Raw genomic sequence first — 20,793 nt, forward strand, 5'->3', positions numbered from 1 at the left:
ATTCTCTAAAAAATTATTTAATCGCATGGGCAATAAACCGCTTAACGGGATCAATAGACTGCGATTCTTTTATCGCAGGGCTGATAAAATGTGGTGCATGCAGATAGCCTTTATCAATCAACCGAGAAACAAGAGGCAGATATTCGACTGATACCTTACCGGTCATAAGGTTATTAAAATCCTTACAGTTTTCCAGGGCATTTAACATCAGATGAAAACCTTGTAGATAAAGATAATCCTTGGTGAAGCCGCCACCTCGATAGACTCTGGTAGTAATCGTAAAGGCCAGATTTTCCTCCACCTGATATTTTTCTTTGAGCAGGATAAAAGTACGTTTAAAATCCCTCTCTTGTAACATGGATTGCACCGCAACCACCCGCAAGGCCAATACTTTTAGTCTTGGCAGAGTGAGGTATCCAGCCAGGTACTCACACAGAATCGCCAAGCCTTCCTGAGTAGTTGTATTGACAGGGCAACCCAACTCTAGAATTTTTAACGTCTGGCTACGGGCGTTAAGAGTGGTAACCAGGTGAACCCCCAGCTCGTGGTGAGCCAGCGCAGATACCTCAGTCTCCGAAATATTGGCATGGGAGTTGATTTTAATCGTACTACCAGCCACCAAAGCATTGGCAATCATATGATCATCGATGCAAATATCGTAGCTATAGCCTTGTCTATTAGCGAAGTCACTGAGATACTGCATCATCTCACTAGCATTCAGAAACCGATCATCACTAGATTCCAAATCATCAGGCAAGTGCAGAATAAAATTGGCATTATTTACATCCTTATCTGTGGGCTCTCCAAAGTAACGCAAGGAGTTATAAACAAAATCATCCGTTCCCACAAAGCGAAACTGATCCAATTTATCGACATAAGATTCGATGATATCGCTATATAGCTGAGTCAGATCCTCATCTGACAGGGATTCAACTGGAAGGGCATAAAGCAGCCGTTTGCGCTGAAATATGTCCATTTTTTGTTCACGGTATACAAACCGAGGATTAATGGAAAACTTCTTCGAGAAAAACTCTTCTTTCATCGCCCGAAAATTTTTTGGCTCAATTGCCGCAAGAATTTCCACCCCACGCACCAACTCAAATAAATCTTGATCTAGGATCTTTAGCTCAGGATGTTCGTTAAGTGACCGATCCATAGTTGCATCCTTTAAGCATATTATTTATAAAATTAGTGAAATTCTTATCTTGCTCAACTACTCAGGAAGTCTCTAAATAGCAGGTATTCTACCATCAAATTATTATCCTACTTCTATTTATGCAATATGGCGCAAATTCATCCCCTCAGAAGAACATCTGACTCTAAGTAAGATAAATTTCTTAGTCGAACAAACCGACACTCACCAAGATATTTAGCTTGAGCCCCTAAATACCTCAGATTCGGTAATTGACGGATACCCTATCCAGGTTTTTAAGCGATTCTAATAAAAATTATTTCCAACTAGCTGATTGACAATTACTTTTGGCAAAAACACTCCTAAAAAGTATATATAGAGGTAGCTAGTCGTAATTTCCATTCAATTCGATTCGTATCAATTGAACAGTATTCCAATCGACAGCAACATAATAATCTCGATACTAAGATTCCGCGCCAGCTCTATTGCCAATTCCCTCCTAAAATAGATCGAGGCAATCGGGGATGTATTGATGGGCGCAGTGGGCGACACGGAAGGTCGCAAAATCGATCAGGCTACGCCAGGGAGATGGATATCCCTACTCTCACCTGTGCTTCCGACTATTTTCACCATTATCTTAATGGTGCATATGCCGGATATTTCAGCCGGTAAGGAATTCTCCTTTGGCGTTACCTGGGTTGAAGCACTGGGAATTGACCTGCGTTTTTATGTCGATGGCCTGAGCTTCCTTTTTGCCCTGTTAATTAGTGGCATTGGAATTTTTGTTACCATCTATGCTGCCGCTTATATGCGCGGCGACATCGATTTGCGCCGATTTTACTTTTACCTCTACCTTTTTATGGTGGGTATGCTGGGTTTGGTTCTGGCGGGAGACTTAATTACCCTATTTGTTTTTTGGGAAATAACAACCATTTCCAGCTATCTACTAATTAGCTATAACAACACCAGCGCCATTGCACGTCGCTCTGCTTTACAAGCCTTGCTGGTCACTACACTAGGTGGGTTGTGCCTACTCGTTGGGTTGCTACTACTCGCCTCTCTGGCAGAGAGTTTCGATTTAGTCCAGGTATTGGCCACCGGTGAAACTGTACGAGCAAGCCCTCTTTATTTACCGATCTTAATACTGATATTAATAGGCGCCTTTTGTAAGTCTGCACAGCTGCCCTTTCATTTCTGGCTGCCCAATGCTATGGCCGCCCCTACTCCAGTAAGTGCCTATCTTCACTCAGCCACCATGGTAAAAGCTGGAATTTACTTGCTCGCGCGTATGCATCCAGTGTTAGCGCATACCGAGTATTGGGAATGGATTTTAACCTGTACGGGTGCCGCTACGGCAGCGGTTGCGGCCTTGGCGGCGCTGCGACAAACCGATCTGAAGTTGGCCCTGGCGTATACCACCCTGATTGCGCTAGGTACCCTGACCATGTTCCTGGGCTCCGATGCCTCAGCTGCTGTGGCCGCTGCCATTACCTTTCTTATCGTGCACTCTTTCTACAAAGCGGCGCTGTTTATGGTGGTGGGCATTATCGACAAACAGGCCGGCACACGCAATCTCAACAAACTGGGCGGACTCGGCCACTCAATGCAAATTACTGTGATTGCGGCTTCAGCAGCGGCTCTCTCCATGGCCGGGTTTCCACCTTTTTTAGGATTTATCGGCAAAGAGCTTAAATATGAAGGCGCTTTAGCAGTGGCCTCAGAACCGGCGCTGGTTGCCACAGTGGCGGTTTTTGTCAATGCCGTCACGGTAACCGTAGCGGGAATGGTGGCGATCAAACCGTTCTGGAAAAAAAAGCCGCAACATATATCCAATGTTCAAGAAGCACCACTGGGCATGTGGATTAGCCCGTTAATTTTGAGTGGCTTGGGCCTTACTTTCGGTATGGCGCCAGATCTTGTTGGTGGCGGCTTGGTTGAACCGGCACTGAGCGCAATTCTGGGAATCCCAGAGACCATTAAACTTAAGTTATGGCACGGCATTAATATTCCCCTGCTGATGAGTATTCTCACTTTTGTTTTAGGAGTCACCATGTATCTGGGCTTACGGCGCATGCGTGCTTGGTTGGCCTGGGATTTCAAACATGCGCCCACCAATGCCGATCAGTTGTGGGATAAATCTCTGGATTTACTCAAAGCCTTTGCCGCACTACAAACCCGTATACTACAAAACGGTATTATGCGGCGTTACCTAACAGTAATTTTTGTCACTGTGTCCCTGGCCCTCGCTTATGCCCTGATACGCAGTGGACAATTTCCTATGGAATACGCTTGGCCACGCCTCAACCTAAAGGAATGGGCCGCCCTGTTATTGACCGTGGGAGGGGCCTATATGGCGGGCTCGGCGCGCAAGCCACTTATTGCCATCTGTGCCCTGGGAGCCCTAGGAGTGGGAATTGCCCTGATCTACTTATTTCTTGGCGCACCGGATGTGGCGATCACCCAGCTGCTAGTGGAAACCCTTTACCTGGTATTGGTTGCGGCAATCCTGCCGCGCCTACCGGTATTTAATCCCGGTCGCAAGGTATTGTTCCGCCCACGAGATGCCACCCTCAGCGCGGTTTTAGGTCTACTGGTCACCTTCAGCCTACTGGCGGTACTACAGACACCTCTAGAGAGCCCAACCACCGAGTTTTTTGAGAAAGCATCGGTTCCGGAAGCCCATGGCCGCAATATCGTCAACGTCATTTTGGTGGACTTTCGAGCACTGGACACATTTGGAGAAATTATTGTGGTCTTTACTGCGGCTGTGGCTGCAGTCACCCTACTCGGCCATCAATTACGGCGAGGTAAGCAATGAATTCGCTGATACTTCAAACCGCAACCCGAGTACTGGTAGCTCTGATTCTATTGTTCTCTATCTATATGTTACTGCGTGGGCACAATTATCCAGGAGGAGGATTTATTGCTGGCTTGATCGCCGCCTCCGCATTTGCCTTATTTGCCATCGCTTGGGGCATGGAGTCCGCACAGAGTGCCCTAAAGATTCCCCCGAGCACTTTGGCTGCGAGCGGTGTACTCATCGCCGCAGTTTCCGGAATGCTGGGCCTTTTTTCTGGTGAAGCGCCATTCTCAGGACAGTGGCTGCAGATTACCGGTGGTAAAAATACTGGCGGAATCACTATTAGCAATGTACTGATTTTTGATATCGGGGTTTATTTCGCAGTACTCGGCGCTGTGCTGACCCTGATTTTTGCCCTGGAGGAGTCCAACTAAGATGGAAGGTCCACTCGCTCTCGTTGTTGGCATTCTGATCGCTACCGGTGTCTACCTGATGTTGGCCAGAAATTTACTACATTATCTTTTTGGGCTGATACTCATTAGTAATGCCGCCAACTTGGCAATATTTGTCGCGGGGCGCGTCACTCGCGCCGCCCCTCCCCTAATTCCAAAAGGCATGGAAGTTGCTCCTGGGCCAATTTCCAACCCCTTGCCTCAGGCATTAATCCTTACCGCCATTGTGATTGGATTTGGCCTACTGGCCTTTGCTCTGGCCCTGATTGCTCAGGCCTATAAAGTACTCGGCACCCTGGATGTGGATTCGATGCGTATTGCCGAGCCGGTTTTGCCCAAGAGGGATAAATCCCCTTGAGCTGGTTACTGGCCCTACCCTTCTTAGTACCAATCCTTACCGCACTCGCCACTTTTCCAGCGCGAGGGCGAAAGCGCCTGTGTGGTGCTATTTCTGTCTTTGGCTGCACACTTCTACTCGGTGTGACCTTTATCATTCTGTACTTGGTGGAAACAGGCGGCACCCGTGCGGCACAGATGGGAGATTGGGCTGCGCCATTCGGTATCACTCTAGTCGCAGATCGGCTGAGCGCCATTATGCTACTGATTAGCGGTATCGTTGGATTCTGTGTATCGGTCTTTTCCCTGTCTGATATCAGGAAATACCGGGTTAAACTGGGCTTTCATAGTTTCTTCCAGTTATTACTGGCTGGAGTTTGCGGTAGTTTTATTACTGGAGATTTATTCAACCTGTATGTCTGGTTTGAGGTGATGCTGATTGCCTCTTTCGCATTGCTGGTGCTTGGTGGAGATCGTATTCAACTGGATGGCGGAATTAAATATGTAGCACTTAATCTAGTTTCCACATTGCTAATGCTGACCTCTATCGGCATGACCTATGGGCTAACAGGCACCTTGAACATGGCCCAGCTGCATGTCTCTTTAACCACTGTGGATAACCCCACTGCTGTTTCTGCTCTGGCGGTGTTATTTATCTGTGCCTTTGGTATTAAAGCTGCCATTTTTCCATTATTTTTTTGGCTGCCCGCCTCTTATCATGCACCACCTGTCACAGTGACCGCAGTTTTTGCCGGCCTACTTACAAAGGTAGGGGTTTACGCTTTAATCCGCACCTTCACTCTTATTTTTCCCAGTGAGCTGGAGTTCCCCCACACTATTTTGCTGGGTACTGCATTATTGACCATGCTCACCGGCGTATTGGGCGCAGCGGCACATTATGAGTTTCGTAAAATTCTCGCATTCCATATCATCAGCCAGATTGGCTTCTTGGTATTGGGCTTGGCGCTCGATACACCACTGGCATTGGCCGGAGCGATCTTTTATACCATTCATAATATCGTCGCCAAAACCAATCTATTTCTTATCAGTGGAACTGCTAAACGCCTAACAGGCAGTTACGAATTAAGCCAGATTGGAGGCCTCTATCGGGCCAGTCCACTGCTTTCTGTTTTTTTCTTTATCGCCGCCTTCAGCCTGGCCGGTTTTCCACCGTTGTCGGGTTTCTGGGCCAAACTATTGCTATTGAAGGCAAGCCTAGATCTAGACGCTTACTGGGTTGTGGCTGTGGCCTTAATTACCGGGGCCCTGACCCTGTTTTCCATGAGCAAAATTTGGGCGGAAGCTTTTTTAAAGGATCACCCGAAGGACTATTGTCAGAGTTTAAAGAATATTCCCCAGCAGGAGCGCTACCAGCGCCTATTGCCGGTGGCATTACTAGCCCTGATCACTCTAGTGCTCGGGCTGGTACCGGGCCCTTTAATCGACTACTCACTGGCCGCGGCAGGGGAATTGTTGAATCCAAGTGATTACATTGAGGCCGTACTGGGAATGGAAACCCAATACGCGGGGAACCACTGATTATGCGCGTATTTTTACTCAATTTAATATTGGCCATTAGCTGGTCGGCCCTGACCGGTAATGCGACACTGACAAACTTTTGTTTTGGTTATTTTGTCGGTTATCTGGCATTGCGGGTTTCGCCCAAGATCCCTGAGGGAACCAAGTACTTCCAGCGTCTACCTCGTCTAATCCGCCTAGGCAGTTTTTTTCTACAGGAACTGGTACTTTCAAGTTTACGTGCAGTCTTGGAGGTGTTCTCACCAAAATTACAAAGCCGTCCACAGGTAGTGCGGCTACCTCTAGAAATAACCGATCAAACCCAGATTTTTATACTGGCGAATTTAATATCACTCACACCGGGAACGGTAGTTCTGGAAATCACTCCGGATAACTCTGGATTTTTAGTACACACTATGTTCGTTGATGACCCAGATATTTTTCGTGAGGAAATTCATCTGGGATTTGAGAAACGCGTGCGGGAGGCGTTTTCCTGATGCACAGTACTATCGTTGATATCAACGCGCCGCTAATCGTAGCGGCCATTAATGTCTCATCACTCATTTTATTACTGGCTCTGGCCATGTGTTTTATGCGAATTTTTCTCGGTCCAACACTGGCAGACCGGGTTGTAGCCCTCGATGTGCTGAATATTCTTGCAGTAGCCTATTGCGCTCTGTTAGCGATTGCCTCGGGAGAGCCAGCCTATCTGAGTGCGGCCATTGCCCTGGCACTGGTAGCCTTCCTGGTGAGTGTCGCCTTCGCCCGCTTTATCGAGAAAAGCGGAAAAAAGACCGTATTGCAAGAGGGAAGTGGCAGTGGTATTCGATGAGGTTTTTATTGCTACCCTTTTGCTAGTGGGCAGCCTATTCGGTTTTAGTGCGGCTTTGGGTTTGTTACGAATGCCGGATTTCTACACTCGCATGAGCACTTCGGGCAAAGCCGCCACCCTGTGCTGCGGACTGTTACTGGGGGGCGTAGCCGCAATGTTCCACGATACCCAGGTAACCGCACGCGCAGTGGCGGCGCTACTATTTTTGCTCTTCACTGTGCCCATCGGGGTGCATATGATTGCGCGAGCGGCCTATCGGGTAGGCACCCCTATGTGGCGAGGCAGGACCGCCAGTCCCCGCTTCAAAAACCCGAAGAGGGACTTAAAGTAGATCCTGCCCAGGTGAGTTAGTTACTGCTGATAGAGATCGGCAATCATTGCCTCACAGCGCTGAGCCAGCTCTTCTGAACTGTCATCCACCAGGATCACATGGCCCATCTTACGCCCGGGACGGAGCGTCTTGCCGTAGAGCCAAACGCCCTCATTCTTGCCTGTTGGCGCTCGATCCACACCAAGCATATTGACCATGGCAGCGGGTCGTGGGCACTCGGTGTCACCCAGTGGCATATCCAATATCGCACGTAGGTGATTGGCAAATTGGCTGGTGTCCGCACCCACTAAAGTCCAGTGACCGCTATTGTGGACCCGTGGCGCAATTTCATTCACCAGCAAGCCTTCACTGGTGACAAAGCACTCCACTGAGAGTACGCCCACATAGTCCCAGTCATCCATCAGCTTTTGCAAATAGGCACGGGCACTGGCCAATAATTGCTCATCCTGATAAGGCGCCTTGGAGAGTAACAGCGTACCTTGGCGATGCAGGTTCTCAGTTAGTGGGTAAGTCTTTACTTCCCCTGAAACAGAGCGGGCACCGATCAGGGAAACCTCACAGGAAAAATCTACCGAGGCTTCCACCACGCAGGGCAGATCTTTGGCCTCTTCTATGGCTTCCTGCAGCTCTGCTGCATCTTTCACCCGCCACTGGTTCTTACCGTCATAGCCATTTTCACAGCTCTTGATAAACGCTGGATAACCGAGCTTATCCAAGGCATTCAGTAATTCATCGCGCCCCTGCGCCGGCATAAAAGGCGCAACCGGAAGACCACTCTCAGTAAGTGCCCGCTTCTCTCTCAAGCGGTGTTGGGCTTTCTCAAAAACATGGGGATCTGGGTAAACGGGACAGAAGCGTTGCAACGCTCTCAACAGCGCCACATCCACCTGCTCACGCTCGGCGGTAATCACCTCAGGGCAACCAAGTGCCTGAAATAAATCCTCGCCACTGCCCGCCTCATCCAGCCTGACTATTGTGCCGAGACCTTCAACACAACCCGCGTCCTCGCCCTTCTCCGCCAGGAAACTAAATGTAATACCGAGGGGCTTACCCTCTTGTGCCATCATCTGCGCCAGCTGCCCGCAGCCGACAATAGCGATATGTCTGGTTACTTCACTCACTGACTTCACTCCACCGTTAGCGGAACCTGGTCAGTTTGACGCTCGCGCCAAGCGATCAGTCGCTCCTGTAGTTCAGCATCGCCCAGGGAGAGCATCTGTGCCGCCATCAGGCCCGCGTTATAAGCCCCAGAGGCACCTACCGCCTGGGTAGCTACGGCGATACCTTTGGGCATCTGCACGATGGAAAGAAGGCTATCCATTCCGGTCATAAAACGGCTTTCAACAGGCACGGCAATCACTGGCAGCGGGCTCATAGCGGCAATCATTCCCGGCAGGTGGGCAGAGCCACCAGCTCCGGCAATAATCACCTGGGTGCCGTTTTTGTGGGCTTCACTGGCGAATTCCACCAGACGCTGGGGGGTTCTGTGAGCGGACACAACCGCAGTGGCAAAAGGAACCTCCAGCTCGTTCAAGGGTTTGGTGGCATTGGCCATGGTGGGCCAATCCGATCGCGACCCCATAACGATGGTGACTTTTTCAAAGGGCAGTGATTTCACTTGCGGCTAACTCCAATGTTGAACAAACGCCAGGTAGACGGGAATCGCCACCAGGACATTGAAAGGGAACGTTATCGCCAGGGACAGTGTGATGGACACGCTGGCATTGGCCTGCGGCAGAGCCACAGACATAGCTGCGGGCACCGCAATATAGGAGGCGCTGCTACCGAGTACTGCCAGCAGGAAAATTCCTCCCGCCGACAACCCCAGTAATGCTCCCAGGGCACCCCCGGCTGCACCGCCTAGCAGGGGCATAAATATACCAAAACTCAGCAAGAACGCACCCTGCCCGCGCACATCTGCGAGTCGCGCCGCCGCGACTCTCCCCATTTCCAGCAGAAAAAGAGCCAGCACACCGTGAAATAACTGACCAAAAAAAGGCATGACTGCTGCTGTACGCTCACCGGCCCAGGCCCCAATGGCGATCCCGCCAAGCAGGAGAAGAACCCCCTGATTGCAGGTCAACTCATGGGCCAGGCGCCCCTTATTGCTGTTCTGCATCGACTTCCGCGCAAGGAGAATTCCCACCACAATAGCCGGAACTTCCAGTAAGGCCACAAATAAGGGGAAATAGGCTTCGTATTCGATGCCCTTCGCCTCCAACAGGGCCACCGCCACAGCATAGGTGGCGACACTGACCGACCCGTAGTGGGCTGCAGTAGCCGCTGCATCCAGCCGACTCCATTTGCCTATCCAATAGAGAAGCGGGAAGGCCAACAAAGGAAGCAGTGCACCAAAGGCCAAAATTGCGAGAGATTGAGGAATCAGGGTGGAAGCGGAATAAGTACTGAGCGCCGCCCCACCCTTGAGCCCTATAGCCAGCAGCAGAAAGATCACACAGCTTTGGTAGAGACCGGTGGGCAGGCGTAAATCACTACGTACCAGCTGCGCCAGAGCCCCAAGGATGAAGAAACCAACTACAACATCCAGCTGCATGATCAGTGCTTCCCGCGCTTGGAGCGATCACGGAGTTCAGATAGGGGTAGTCGAATTTTCTGGGGAACACGCTTCATTAGCCCGTACCCCACATTGGCAAGCACCACCACCAGCCCCACCACCATTAGTGCGGCGGCATCAATACCAACCAGCGCCAATATCCATCCAATGGACATAACTAACAGTCCTACCAAGGTACCAAAGTAAAGTTGTGACTTGTGCATGCAGGGGCCCCTCCCATGGATTGAAGTGGGCGCATTATCCCTAGGTAGACCAATAGATAAAAATAGATAATGATTATGCTAACTATCATCTTTTATCTATGAACAAGAAAAATCATGTTATCCAGCAGAGCTCACTCCCGCATCGGCACTGTCAGGCAGTTGGAGGTTTTACTTACAGTATATGAACACCGCAGTATCAGTGGCGCCGCAAAAGCGCTGCATCTGACTCAGCCCAGTGTATCCATGCAGTTGGCCAAGTTGTCTGTTGCCGTAGGCTTGCCCCTCTACTACGCCGTAGGTAAACAATTGCAATTCACTGAAGCCGGACAGACTCTGGTGGACAGTGCCCGAGAAATCCTCAAGAGCTATGAATATCTGGAATTAAAGCTAGCCAGACTGCGCGGTCTTGGAACAGGGCGTTTACAACTGGCAGTCGTCACTACCGCCAAATATTTTATTCCCCACCTGATTGGCGAATTTTACGAGCAGCATCCAAAGTTGGATATTCTCTTTCGCGTGGGTAATCGTCGGCAGATCATCGACTACACCAGTGAGGATGAGGATGATTTTTATGTGTTCAGCCACCCTCCCAAAAACCCTGACCTGGAATTGGTGGAATTTCTGCCCAATCGACTGTTGGCCATAGCACCGGAGAAGCACCCGCTAGCAGGTAGAAAAAAGATTCCCCTTGAAGAGTTTGCCAGCGGTCCCTTCCTGCGGCGCGAGGAGGGCTCTGGAACCCGTCACGCCATTGAGCGTTTCCTACAAGAGAGACATATCGACCTCAATATTCGCATGACCATCGAAAGTAATGAAGCGATAAAGCACGCTGTAATGTCAGGGCTCGGGGTATCTATTCTCTCCGAACATACTCTCGCATTTGGCGGCCATTCCGGCCTGTCAATTTTAGAAGTGGAATCACTGCCAATTATTACCCATTGGTATCTGGCCAGGCGAAAGTCCCGTCCATTATCTCCTGCCGCCGCAGGATTCCTTGAGTATGCCCGCAACCTTGAGACGGTACCGGTAGAGAGCGGTATCGCTTGGCCTCTATCTCCCAGTCAATAATCCATAATGTAAAAGTACAGAAAAATTCAGTATTTTAATTGGCTAACTCCGCACACAGGTTAAACCTATTGGGTGATAGCCAATCTTCCACCAAAAAATCCCGATTTAATACTCGTCAAATTTACTCTGCACCGGCCGAATCCTGCTACTTTTGGGATACCTATTGGTGAGTCCAAAATCACCAGTTATCTAAATGTAACGGGAAACAATAAATGACGCCGGCCGTCATCGATTTTCACAGAAAGGTATAACGATGAAAATCCAGGGAATAATTTTCAGACTCTTTATATTCCTTTTAGCCACAAGCACAATCAGTGTTAAAGCCCAGGAAGATTGGCGCAACATTGACTGGGGTGAATTTATAGTTCGCTTCGGGCTCAGTTATGTTGCTCCCAATGATGCCGGAACTTCACTGAAATACCGGGTATTACAACAATGGGACTTATATAATTCGACCTGGGAAATAGACACAGCACAAACTTGGCAAATTTCCGGAGTATGGCGCCCCTCAGACCGCTTGGGGTTCGAGCTGATGCACATTAACAGTGCTGCCTATGATGTGACCCTCGACAACTTTACTGGCAACCCAGGCAGCAGCCAAATTCAACTGGGGGATTTTAAGGTATCGACCACTCTCGCCTTTGCTAACTGGTATTTTCTCGATCCATCCTATTTTTTTCGACCCTATCTAGGCGCCGGTATTAACTATACCGATTACCATACGGTTTCTATCAGCCGCCAATTTGATGAATATTTGATGGACTCAGGTATGTCAGTGGCGCCAGGGGCTCTTAATATGGGACATTCCTGGGATTGGGCTCTTCAAGGGGGTATCGACTTCAACCTAGATTTCCGTCAATTTCGTTATCCTCTGTTAATTAATCTGGCGGCTCTTTACTACTTATCAGATACCGACCCCACAGTTAACTTCCCCACAGAGTTAGGATCAGACCGCCTCTACGCACACTTCGATTACAACCCCTGGATCATCAATGTTGGCATTGGCACCAAGTTCTGAATGGCGGAACTCTGTAAATGAAACTTAGTGCAGACACCCCAATGGAAAACTATAAATCAAACTATTTCGTCCGCCAGTGGATTAATGCTTTACTTTTTTCTCCCGCATTGACACTAGCGATTATTTTCCCCTTGAAAGCCATCGCGCAGTGTACTCCGAGTAATACGGGTACTAGTGGCGCAGATCAAATAACCTGTGACGAAGATAATGATGCAGAAGAGGCCGATGTCGATGCACTAGGCGGCAATGATACCTTGGATTTAAATGGCGGCACTATCAATAGCGTCTTCGGTGGCGAAGGCGACGATGCCATTCATGTGAAAGGGGCAATAGTTAAAGATTCTGTCTTTGGCGGAAATGGAAACGATCTAATCGTACTGGATAATCGCAATAGCGACATTGGTAACTACCTTAATGGCGGGGGGATTTATGGCGGAGCTGGTGACGATGATATCCAAATTTTAGACGGACTCACCTTTCATGTTTGGGGCGGCGAAGGTAACGACCAAATTATTCTGGATGGAGGTTTCATTTTTAATTACCTGGATGCCGGTGGGGGAGATGATTACATCCATTGGGATGAGGGAATTAGCAATGAGATACGCGGTGGTAATGGATCAGATACCTTAGTCATTGACTCCTATTCTTTCGAGGGTGATGCAATTTTAAATGGTGGTGATGACCTCAGTGCAGAAGATGGGAATATCGACACACTGATTTTCAAGCTAGACTATCGTGTGGATGGCAACAAACTAACCAACTGGGAACGTGTTGTTGTTTGGGGTAGTTCAAAAATTATTTTAACGGGCAGTTTAAATGTTGGCGGCGGCCAAGACGCTGAAAACAATCCATTGGGGTTACACATCAAATGGGGCGGCCAAACTTTTATAGATGCCAAAGAGTATAAAATTACCGGCAGCGTAGCTAACGACGGCACTATCGATCTTGCGAATAAAGAATTCAACACTCTAATCATTCAAAAAAATAGTGATAATAAGTATGGACACTATAGCGGCGAAAACGGACGCCTGTGGTTAGATGTAGCACTCAATGACAGTTCTGCCGGCAGTGACCAGCTAATCATCAGAGGGGATACCAGCGGATCAACTTATGTAACCGTTTATAATCGCAACGGCACTGGCGCACGCACCCAAGACAATGGAATAAAACTAATTTCTATTGAGGGTGACTCTACTGAAGATGCCTTTATTTTAAACGGCGACTACATTACCAAGGATGAGCAACCAGCAACTATTGGTGGAGCATACGCCTATACCCTACACCACAGTGACGAAACTGGAAATGAGGATGGCAATTGGTATCTACGTTCTACAGTAAGTAATTCAAGTCGCCTTCCCAAAGGCGGTATGATTCGCTGGCAGCCCGCTGCGGTAATGTATGAAACCCTTCCGCAAGTGCTGCGCTCTTTAAATATCCCCTCCACATTGCGGAGTCGTGTAGGCAATCGTTATTGGGTTGGTAGCAGTTATCGGGACGTCTATAACACCGATTACACCAGTTCATTGGAAACCGCTATTGATCGCAAGGGACTATGGCTACGTAATGGCGCACGCTATATAACTACAACTCCCAAAGAGTCCACCACCTGGGCAAGTTGGGATCAAACTTATTATCAATTTCAGTTTGGTATCGACTTTCCTCTCAACCTATTAATTCTTGACACCACACCTATTGTTAGTTTGGCTTTGCACTATGGCGATTCAAGAAATACAGTAGAATCATTTTTTGGTGATGGCAATATAGATGCCAAAACATATGGCGTCAGTAGCTATTTAACCTGGTATGGCTACCAAGGCCTGTACCTGGATACTCAGTTTAAGCTAAGTTGGTTTGACTTTAACTTCGACGCAGAAGACCTACGTGCTCTTCGCAATAGCAGTGAGGGCTATGGTTATGGATTTTCTGTAGAAGGAGGGTGGAGCTTCAAGCTCTATGATTATTATTCTATTACCCCCCATGCACAACTTATTTATACTTCTGAGGAAGCAGAGGATTTCGAAGATACCTACGCTGTAAAAGTAGGAGACATTAATAATAATGGGTTTTTATTGCGCCTAGGAACCACTTTTGAAAAGCGCAAAAGCCAGCGTAAATCAAGTAGAAATATGTACGGTTCCCTACCTCTGGAGCGCTTTGGTTACTATGTAACTCCCGGGGTCACTCTAAATCTCAACCAGGAAACTGACTTAGTCGTTTCTGGGGCCCGCCTCTACCAAAAACCAGATTTTTGGTATGCAGACTTAAGAATGGGGGCTAGTTATGAGGAATGTGGGGACCACTGTTCCATCTATACTGAATTATTTTTCAGCAGCGGCCTGGAGAGTATTGGGGACAGTTTTGTAGGAGGGCTAGAGCTTGGGTTTCGTTATAAATGGTAGACTCTAGCTTCTCATCTCAACGACAATTCAATCTTTTACTATTTCAGCAAATCATAGATGTCATATTCAGAGAAGACCTTCTTAATTTTGCAATCATTCCCCTGACGGTTCTTATGATTTTCCTTCATTAATGCATATTCTTGTGAGCCCTGAATCATTAAGAAGCGATGTCTCCAGCTACGGGAATCAGAAATACGCGCAGCCAAAGTCCCGCTTTTAATACTCATTGCCTTCAACCAAATATCATCTGCATTTGGGCACAGGGTCATAAATTTTTCGGGGTCAAACGCATCCTTATGCAAGGAGTTTGGAGGATACATAACTCCTCCCATGCCAGTTGGAAAGACTAAATGAGATGCCTCTGTGTCCCTTATGCTACTTTCCCAACTTCCATAAGGCAGTAGTGCTCCTTTTTTATCTAGACGCATTCGATGAGCCCTGTGGCAATAAATCTTGGATGGATCTTTTTCATATGCCTGATAAAGTAAATCAATCATATCCGGCGGATAAAGAACATCATCGTCAACAGTAACAATCAAGCTGTCAGGAAATCTTTCAAAAGCATAAGCATATTTTTTATAGGGTCCCAGATCTTCCTCAACAAAAAATATTTGCAGCCCTCTTTGCTGTTGCTTTTTAAGGGTCTCGGGCAAAGTCTTATTTGGAAAGTTCTTGGTAGACAACCAAAGAACAATTGCATCAGCCTTAAGGGATTGCTGGAAGAGGCTTTCAATACACAAATATAAATCGTGGATTCGCTTATCGAAGGACGTTAGAGATATAACAATATTATGTCTCTTAGCATTTCCCACTCCCGGATCTGTGTTGCTTGAAGCGTGTAGACCAAGCAACTGGCAGCGAACAAGTGCTTCCAACTTCAAATTATTGTTTAGGTCGTGCTTTTTTAAGCGCTTCTTTAAAAAATATTGGAACATTCAGGGCCATCCAGCAAACTCAACCTATTGTACCGAATAGCCGAACAGCAATCCGCTCAGCTTGGGAACACCATCAAAAGAGAAGAGGGCGGAAGTGGGTACAAACTTGGCAGATTATGCCAGATGCCACAGCCAATGGCCACTCAAACACCATATTTAGGACAAAAACCCAATTTAAGGCCGAGGGCAGCTTCTTTCACCTAAAAAAAAGTGCTTGAGTAGATTACCCCTATCTGGGGCAGCTCTGGTCTTTCACCCAAGTCACCCCCTAGTGAGGACTTAAAACAGGCTGATTTCGCTCCTGTAAATAGTCAAGTAATTGATACTCTGAAAACACCCTTTTAATCTTGCAGTCATTACCACCTGTGCCTCTCAAGTTGATCTCCTTTAACTGTTGAATCTGTGATCCCTGAATAGTAAGAAAGCGTTCCCTCCAGTATCGATAGTCTGGAACCCTAGTAACATATTTTCCTCGCAATAAACTCATCGCCTTCAACCAAACATCATCAGCAGCAGGACATAACTCCATAAATTTTTTACTATTGAAAGCATCCTCATGTAATGAATCCGGAGGGTACAAAACCCCAGCCATTCCCGTAGCAAAAAGGAAAGGAGATGGCTCACTATTTAGCCCATAAGAGCGCCAACTTTCGTAAGGTTTCAATTCCCCTTTTCCGTTTAACAGAATCTTATGTGCCCTATGACAATGGATATGTGAGGGAGCTCTCAAATAAGATTGATATAGTAAATCGATAGTATCTGAAGGATAAAGCACATCATCATCCACAGTGACAATGAGACTATTTGGAAACATATCAAAGGCATACATATATTTCATATAAGGCCCAAAATCATTCTCCACGAAATGAATTTGTAGGCCTCTAGCCTGCTGTTTTCGAAGTATCTCAGGTAATCTCCTATCGGGGAAATCACGTAAGGATAACCATAGAACTATTGCATCTGCTCTCAAGGATTGTTGATAAAGACTTTCTATACATAAGTAAACATCATAAATACGCTTATTATAAGAAGTCAGCGAAACGACTATATTATGCGGCTTATCATTGCCAACGCCGGATGACTCACAATTCAGAGCCTTCAAGCCGAGAAGATGACCTAAAACCAGAGACTCCACCTTTAAATTATTATTAGAGTCATGTTTTTTTAATCTTTTTTTAAGAAAGTACTGGAGCATATTGGAATACCGTTGATTAGCCTTCGAGGACTCATTGGTGGCGATAAGCCCACATTAATTCCATTTTGTTGAAAGTAAAGTCCATTAGCCAGGCCTAAATCAGGGTTCCTTTGATTGTGGCGCTTAATTCCCCAACATCCAATTTAAATTTTAAATTCTTGATCAATACCCAGAAATATAGAACCTAAAATCACATTCAGGGTATTTGGGACAAATGCTATTCATTATACCCTGGGTTAACTCTATCCAACCTCCTTAAAAATCCAGGCCAAGCCAATAGCCCCCCTTGATTACTGGTAACCATATCTCCTTCACTCACTATTTTATCCACAATATTCTGGGGCACCGGAGTGAGTGGTGGGTTGCCAGCAAGAGCTGTGACCTGAATTTCACAGGCACGCTGCAATATAAACATTGCTAAAAAGGTATCAGGAATAGTAGAAGCGCAGGTTAACAGTCCGTGATTGCGCAAGATCATATAGTTCGCTGATCCCAGGTCAGCCACCAAACGTGACTTTTCATCCTTGCGCACAGCAATTCCCTCATAGTCGTGGTAGGCAATACTTGTAAGGGGAAATAGTGATTGCTGCGAGATTGGCAGTAAACCCTCTGCATGAGCAGATACAGCTACCCCGGCAGTAGTATGGGTATGTATAACGCAGTGGGCATCTTTCCTCGCTTCATGAATTGCACTGTGAATAGTAAACCCTGCAGGATTCACCATTGCCACACTTTCATCCACTTTTTCTCCCTGCAAATCGATTTTTACCAAACTGGAAGCAGTAATTTCGTCAAAAAACATCCCAAAAGGGTTAATAAGAAAGTGTGATTCTGGCCCAGGAATACGTACAGAGAGATGAGTGAAAATAGTATCGTCCCACCCAAAATAGGCGATCAATCGGTAAGCCGCAGCCAAATCTATACGTAATTGCCACTCTTCATCGCTAACACGTCCCTTAAGTGAAGGTATGGTTTCCAGTTTCATCGTCCTCTCCCCAGCTTTATTAGAGCTCAAATTCTGAATCATCCCTGCTGTAAACACTGTCAAATTGTTTACACTTGGCAAATGAATAAAAACGTTAGTTTCCTTGATAAATGCCCACTGCTAGCTGGCCTACCCGGTGAGGGTCGAGAATTCTTAGCCCAACAGGCACAATGCCAGTACTTTTCTCAGGGTGATAGCATCTACCCTTCGGGCTCCCATCAGGAGCGCCTTTCAATTATCGCTGAAGGACAAGTAAGAATATGCTCCAGTAATTTTGCCGGGCGCGAAGCGACCCTTGCGATTTTAGATAGTGGAGCTTGGTTTGGTGATACCGTATTTTGCCCTGGCACTCCGCGAGTATTTGGAGCAAGCGCTCACACTGACTGTGCTGTAGTCGATATTCCGGGTGAAATCTTGAGGGCAAAAATGAAACAACACCCCGAAGCCTACCCAATAGCATTGGAACAAATTAGCCTCAGGCTTTGGACAGTAATGTCCATTATCCAGGACGATGTACTACGTGGTACCGAAGCGCGAATTGCTCGACGTCTGCTTTTTATGGCCCAAATGCACAACGGCGGCGAAAAAAGTGGCCCAACCAGTTTCCGCCTCACCAAAGAACTACTCGCCAACACCATGGGGATGACCCGGCAGGGAGTACACCGGGTATTAAAGAATATTGAATCCAAGGGACTAATAGAGTGCTCTTACGGTCGCATCAGTGTGCCGGATATCTCGCACTTGGATACCTATATAAAGCTGTTGGACTGAGAGGATTTCATCCGACCTCGCCAGCTTGCGCCGCGTCTGCCTCCCCAGCTTCGCGCGCTTTCTTGCGGCCATAATAGGCAAGCAACATCCCCGATGGAAACATAAGTACTCCATATACGGCTGAAGGCACCGACATTTCACTGGAGTGCATCAGTGTGAGGGTCACCATGAGACCAATAGTCCCGTTCTTGATGCCCAGCTCGGTAGCTACTGCCAGACCATCCCGCCGGGAAAGCCCACTGAAGTGGCTGATGATTAAGCCAGTCAACACCCCCAGTAAATTCAGCAAAATTGTAGAGGGGCCGGCCAACAGCATGAGCTCTCCAATCCGGTCTCTCATACCCCACACCAATCCCACCACTAAAATGACCAGTACCAGCGCCCCAAAAATACTTACAATGCCCTCAGCGCGGCTTGCCAAATGAGGGTTCCAAGCCCGTATCAACATGCCAATCACCACGGGTAGCAAGACTATCACCGATAACATGGCGACAGTTTTGGCAAAAGGGAGAACGATTTCCTGCTCTGCTCCAAAGTATTGGCGCAGGGCGAAATTGGTGAAGAACGGCAGGGTCAGAATCGTAATTAGGCTTGCCGAAACCGTTAACACTATGGAGAGCGCTACATTACCGCGAGCGAGTAACGTAAAAAGGTTTGAGGTCGTTCCACCCGGGCAGGCTGCAATAATCACCAAACCCACAGCTATCGGTGCGGGTAAACTGAGCGCCCAACACAGAACAAAAGCCACAAGTGGCATAAGTACAATCTGGGCAAGTGTACCCACCACTAACCCACCTGGTTTTACCGTCACCTGATGGAAATCCCTGGCGGTCAGGGTCATTCCAATGCCCACCATAATGATAAACAGTGCGATGGGTAGACCGATCGAGATCATAGGCCCTGATTCCACATTCACCTCCTCTTTTTATTATTGTCTGGCTATATCTCCCCATATCCCATGTAGATTACGCTTTGGCAAAAACGTGTAATCCACACGAGGTGAGATATAGGGGGACAGCAGTTTTATTATTAAATATCTCTCTGGAAGATGAACCCTAGCACAGTCCCAAGTCAAGTGCCGATTCTGGTAGAATCAGAGAGCTTTTTTGCCGCTGACAGGGTTTATATGACCAATCGACTTCCCAGCCCTATTGTAGATGACTGGTCCAACCTACTTTGGTCCCTGGGCAGTAGCGATATTGTTGATACTAGTGACAAATCAACTAGCACCATTGACCTGCCATGGCTACCTATGGCTCGCCGCAACCAATTGCACACTTATTTTTCCCGCAAAGAAGTCAAACAAGAATTAATAGATACGCTCGAAACATACCTGATTGAAGGCGACCGGCACAAACCCACCAACCGGCTTGGCGTTTACTTTGAGCGACTCTGGTCTTTCGCTTTTCAATACCACCCCGATTACCAGTTGCTGCACCAGAACCTGCCCCTGCGTATTGAGGGTAGAACTCTCGGCGAACTGGACTTTGTGGTTCATCACCTACCCAGTAATCGCTGCGAGCACTGGGAGGTTGCGGTGAAGTTCTACCTCTCTCAGCCCGTCGGCTTCTGGGTTGGCACAGGCCTCAAGGATCGCCTGGATATCAAATTAAAGCGTATGGCGGAACATCAACTGCCTCTCATCCAACAACAATCCGTACAACCTTTATTAGAAGCTCAGGAGCTTTATATTGATCGACAGTGGACGCTGATGCCAGGCCGACTCTTTAACCGGTTACCAACTAATCAGACACCGGGGAGGAATCTGAAGCATCTATGCAATAGTAATTGGTGGACCGACTTGGAAACCCTCGGAAACCTTGCCACTCAAGGAAATATCTCAGCAGGTCTGCGCTGGCTCCAGCTTCCCAAAAAAGCCTGGATGGCATCAATAGAATGGGAAGAACCCCACGGCGTCTCTTTTGAGCAACTTATGGCCGGACTTCAGAGCTCAGCAGTTGATAAGCCTCTATGTTTTGCTCTTATGGGCCAAGAAGGTGAAATGGGTCGCGGCTTTATTGTACCTAGCGACTGGCCGCGTAGAGCACAGGCATCACTCCCTCTGAAATACCCATAACGCCCTGAGAGAAAACACTTTCTGCCAACCACTACTTGTGGGCCCGACCTCCCTGACAATTTACTTATCTACAGCCCAAAGCAAAAAACTTAAAACAAAATTTTTCCAATTATTTATTGACTTGGATCAATTTACATTTACAATTTTCAGAAATTTCTGAAACTTA

The 20,793-nt window shown here is 47.5% G+C and carries 21 protein-coding genes; 12 read left to right on the forward strand and 9 right to left on the reverse strand.

Annotation, left to right across the window (positions count from 1 at the left end):
- Window positions 1-13: 13 nt before the first annotated feature.
- Complete coding sequence (locus ACJJIJ_RS14640) at window positions 14-1,156, reverse strand: flavohemoglobin expression-modulating QEGLA motif protein (RefSeq protein ID WP_444937737.1); 1,143 nt, start codon at window positions 1,154-1,156, stop codon at window positions 14-16.
- A gap of 508 nt (window positions 1,157-1,664) precedes the next feature.
- On the opposite strand from ACJJIJ_RS14640, the gene mbhE reads away from it, so the two are divergent.
- From mbhE to mnhG, 7 genes are read left to right on the forward strand one after another with little or no spacing between them, the layout of a single operon-like run.
- Entirely contained in the window at window positions 1,665-3,950 is a 2,286-nt protein-coding gene (gene mbhE, locus ACJJIJ_RS14645; protein WP_444937738.1) for a hydrogen gas-evolving membrane-bound hydrogenase subunit E, read from the forward strand.
- The gene (locus tag ACJJIJ_RS14650; protein ID WP_252083282.1) at window positions 3,947-4,366 is read left to right on the forward strand and encodes a Na+/H+ antiporter subunit B; all 420 of its coding nucleotides are present in this window, start codon (window positions 3,947-3,949) and stop codon (window positions 4,364-4,366) included. Before mbhE ends, ACJJIJ_RS14650 begins: the two co-directional genes overlap by 4 nt.
- Before the next feature lies 1 nt (window position 4,367).
- A complete protein-coding gene (locus tag ACJJIJ_RS14655) occupies window positions 4,368-4,742 on the forward strand; it encodes a Na+/H+ antiporter subunit C (RefSeq protein WP_252083283.1) in 375 nt (124 codons plus the stop codon).
- Entirely contained in the window at window positions 4,739-6,259 is a 1,521-nt protein-coding gene (locus ACJJIJ_RS14660; protein ID WP_444899844.1) for a Na+/H+ antiporter subunit D, read from the forward strand. Before ACJJIJ_RS14655 ends, ACJJIJ_RS14660 begins: the two co-directional genes overlap by 4 nt.
- A gap of 2 nt (window positions 6,260-6,261) precedes the next feature.
- On the forward strand, window positions 6,262-6,735 hold the full coding sequence (locus ACJJIJ_RS14665) for a Na+/H+ antiporter subunit E (protein WP_444937739.1): 474 nt from the start codon (window positions 6,262-6,264) through the stop codon (window positions 6,733-6,735).
- A complete protein-coding gene (locus ACJJIJ_RS14670; protein WP_444910495.1) occupies window positions 6,735-7,070 on the forward strand; it encodes a cation:proton antiporter in 336 nt (111 codons plus the stop codon). Before ACJJIJ_RS14665 ends, ACJJIJ_RS14670 begins: the two co-directional genes overlap by 1 nt.
- On the forward strand, window positions 7,051-7,401 hold the full coding sequence (gene mnhG, locus ACJJIJ_RS14675) for a monovalent cation/H(+) antiporter subunit G (RefSeq protein WP_444910496.1): 351 nt from the start codon (window positions 7,051-7,053) through the stop codon (window positions 7,399-7,401). The genes ACJJIJ_RS14670 and mnhG overlap by 20 nt, the downstream gene beginning before the upstream one ends.
- 20 nt (window positions 7,402-7,421) lie before the next feature.
- Here mnhG and ACJJIJ_RS14680 read toward each other — a convergent pair whose 3' ends face one another.
- Genes ACJJIJ_RS14680 through ACJJIJ_RS14695 form a run of 4 tightly spaced genes read right to left on the reverse strand, consistent with a single transcriptional unit; the run spans window position 7,422 to window position 10,179 of the window.
- Complete coding sequence (locus ACJJIJ_RS14680; RefSeq protein ID WP_444937740.1) at window positions 7,422-8,522, reverse strand: 5-(carboxyamino)imidazole ribonucleotide synthase; 1,101 nt, start codon at window positions 8,520-8,522, stop codon at window positions 7,422-7,424.
- Between the two features lie 5 nt (window positions 8,523-8,527).
- Window positions 8,528-9,019 (reverse strand): 5-(carboxyamino)imidazole ribonucleotide mutase, encoded by a 492-nt coding sequence (purE, locus tag ACJJIJ_RS14685; RefSeq protein WP_286036982.1) that lies wholly within the window; start codon window positions 9,017-9,019, stop codon window positions 8,528-8,530.
- Window positions 9,020-9,025: 6 nt separating this feature from the next.
- On the reverse strand, window positions 9,026-9,955 hold the full coding sequence (locus tag ACJJIJ_RS14690) for a sodium-dependent bicarbonate transport family permease (protein ID WP_444937741.1): 930 nt from the start codon (window positions 9,953-9,955) through the stop codon (window positions 9,026-9,028).
- Window positions 9,956-9,957: 2 nt separating this feature from the next.
- Window positions 9,958-10,179 carry a hypothetical protein gene (locus tag ACJJIJ_RS14695; RefSeq protein WP_444937742.1) on the reverse strand — a complete coding sequence of 74 codons (222 nt, stop codon included), beginning with the start codon at window positions 10,177-10,179 and terminating at the stop codon, window positions 9,958-9,960.
- A 114-nt stretch (window positions 10,180-10,293) separates the two neighbouring features.
- On the opposite strand from ACJJIJ_RS14695, the gene ACJJIJ_RS14700 reads away from it, so the two are divergent.
- The 3 genes from ACJJIJ_RS14700 to ACJJIJ_RS14710 all read left to right on the forward strand — a co-directional run bounded on the left by ACJJIJ_RS14700 (window position 10,294) and on the right by ACJJIJ_RS14710 (window position 14,664).
- Window positions 10,294-11,247, forward strand: a complete 954-nt coding sequence (locus ACJJIJ_RS14700; protein ID WP_444937743.1) for a LysR family transcriptional regulator — start codon at window positions 10,294-10,296, stop codon at window positions 11,245-11,247.
- A gap of 253 nt (window positions 11,248-11,500) precedes the next feature.
- Entirely contained in the window at window positions 11,501-12,265 is a 765-nt protein-coding gene (locus tag ACJJIJ_RS14705) for an OmpW/AlkL family protein (RefSeq protein ID WP_444887180.1), read from the forward strand.
- 17 nt (window positions 12,266-12,282) lie between these two features.
- Window positions 12,283-14,664, forward strand: a complete 2,382-nt coding sequence (locus ACJJIJ_RS14710) for an autotransporter family protein (protein WP_444937744.1) — start codon at window positions 12,283-12,285, stop codon at window positions 14,662-14,664.
- A gap of 38 nt (window positions 14,665-14,702) precedes the next feature.
- Here ACJJIJ_RS14710 and ACJJIJ_RS14715 read toward each other — a convergent pair whose 3' ends face one another.
- The 3 genes from ACJJIJ_RS14715 to ACJJIJ_RS14725 all read right to left on the reverse strand — a co-directional run bounded on the left by ACJJIJ_RS14715 (window position 14,703) and on the right by ACJJIJ_RS14725 (window position 17,779).
- Window positions 14,703-15,599: a glycosyltransferase gene (locus ACJJIJ_RS14715; protein WP_444889418.1), complete on the reverse strand. Its 897-nt coding sequence runs from the start codon at window positions 15,597-15,599 to the stop codon at window positions 14,703-14,705.
- A gap of 268 nt (window positions 15,600-15,867) precedes the next feature.
- Window positions 15,868-16,794, reverse strand: a complete 927-nt coding sequence (locus tag ACJJIJ_RS14720) for a hypothetical protein (RefSeq protein ID WP_252083295.1) — start codon at window positions 16,792-16,794, stop codon at window positions 15,868-15,870.
- Window positions 16,795-17,011: 217 nt separating this feature from the next.
- On the reverse strand, window positions 17,012-17,779 hold the full coding sequence (locus ACJJIJ_RS14725; protein ID WP_444937745.1) for a class II aldolase/adducin family protein: 768 nt from the start codon (window positions 17,777-17,779) through the stop codon (window positions 17,012-17,014).
- 81 nt (window positions 17,780-17,860) lie between these two features.
- Here ACJJIJ_RS14725 and ACJJIJ_RS14730 point away from each other — a divergent pair, with 81 nt between their 5' ends.
- Window positions 17,861-18,550: a Crp/Fnr family transcriptional regulator gene (locus ACJJIJ_RS14730; RefSeq protein ID WP_444889417.1), complete on the forward strand. Its 690-nt coding sequence runs from the start codon at window positions 17,861-17,863 to the stop codon at window positions 18,548-18,550.
- A 7-nt stretch (window positions 18,551-18,557) separates the two neighbouring features.
- Here ACJJIJ_RS14730 and ACJJIJ_RS14735 read toward each other — a convergent pair whose 3' ends face one another.
- Window positions 18,558-19,460 (reverse strand): bile acid:sodium symporter family protein, encoded by a 903-nt coding sequence (locus ACJJIJ_RS14735; RefSeq protein WP_444889416.1) that lies wholly within the window; start codon window positions 19,458-19,460, stop codon window positions 18,558-18,560.
- A 216-nt stretch (window positions 19,461-19,676) separates the two neighbouring features.
- Between ACJJIJ_RS14735 and ACJJIJ_RS14740 the strand changes: the two genes are divergently transcribed.
- Complete coding sequence (locus ACJJIJ_RS14740; RefSeq protein ID WP_444937746.1) at window positions 19,677-20,627, forward strand: DUF1853 family protein; 951 nt, start codon at window positions 19,677-19,679, stop codon at window positions 20,625-20,627.
- Window positions 20,628-20,793: the final 166 nt, after the last annotated feature.

The organism is Microbulbifer mixtoriginis (SeqCode) (assembly GCF_052467945.1).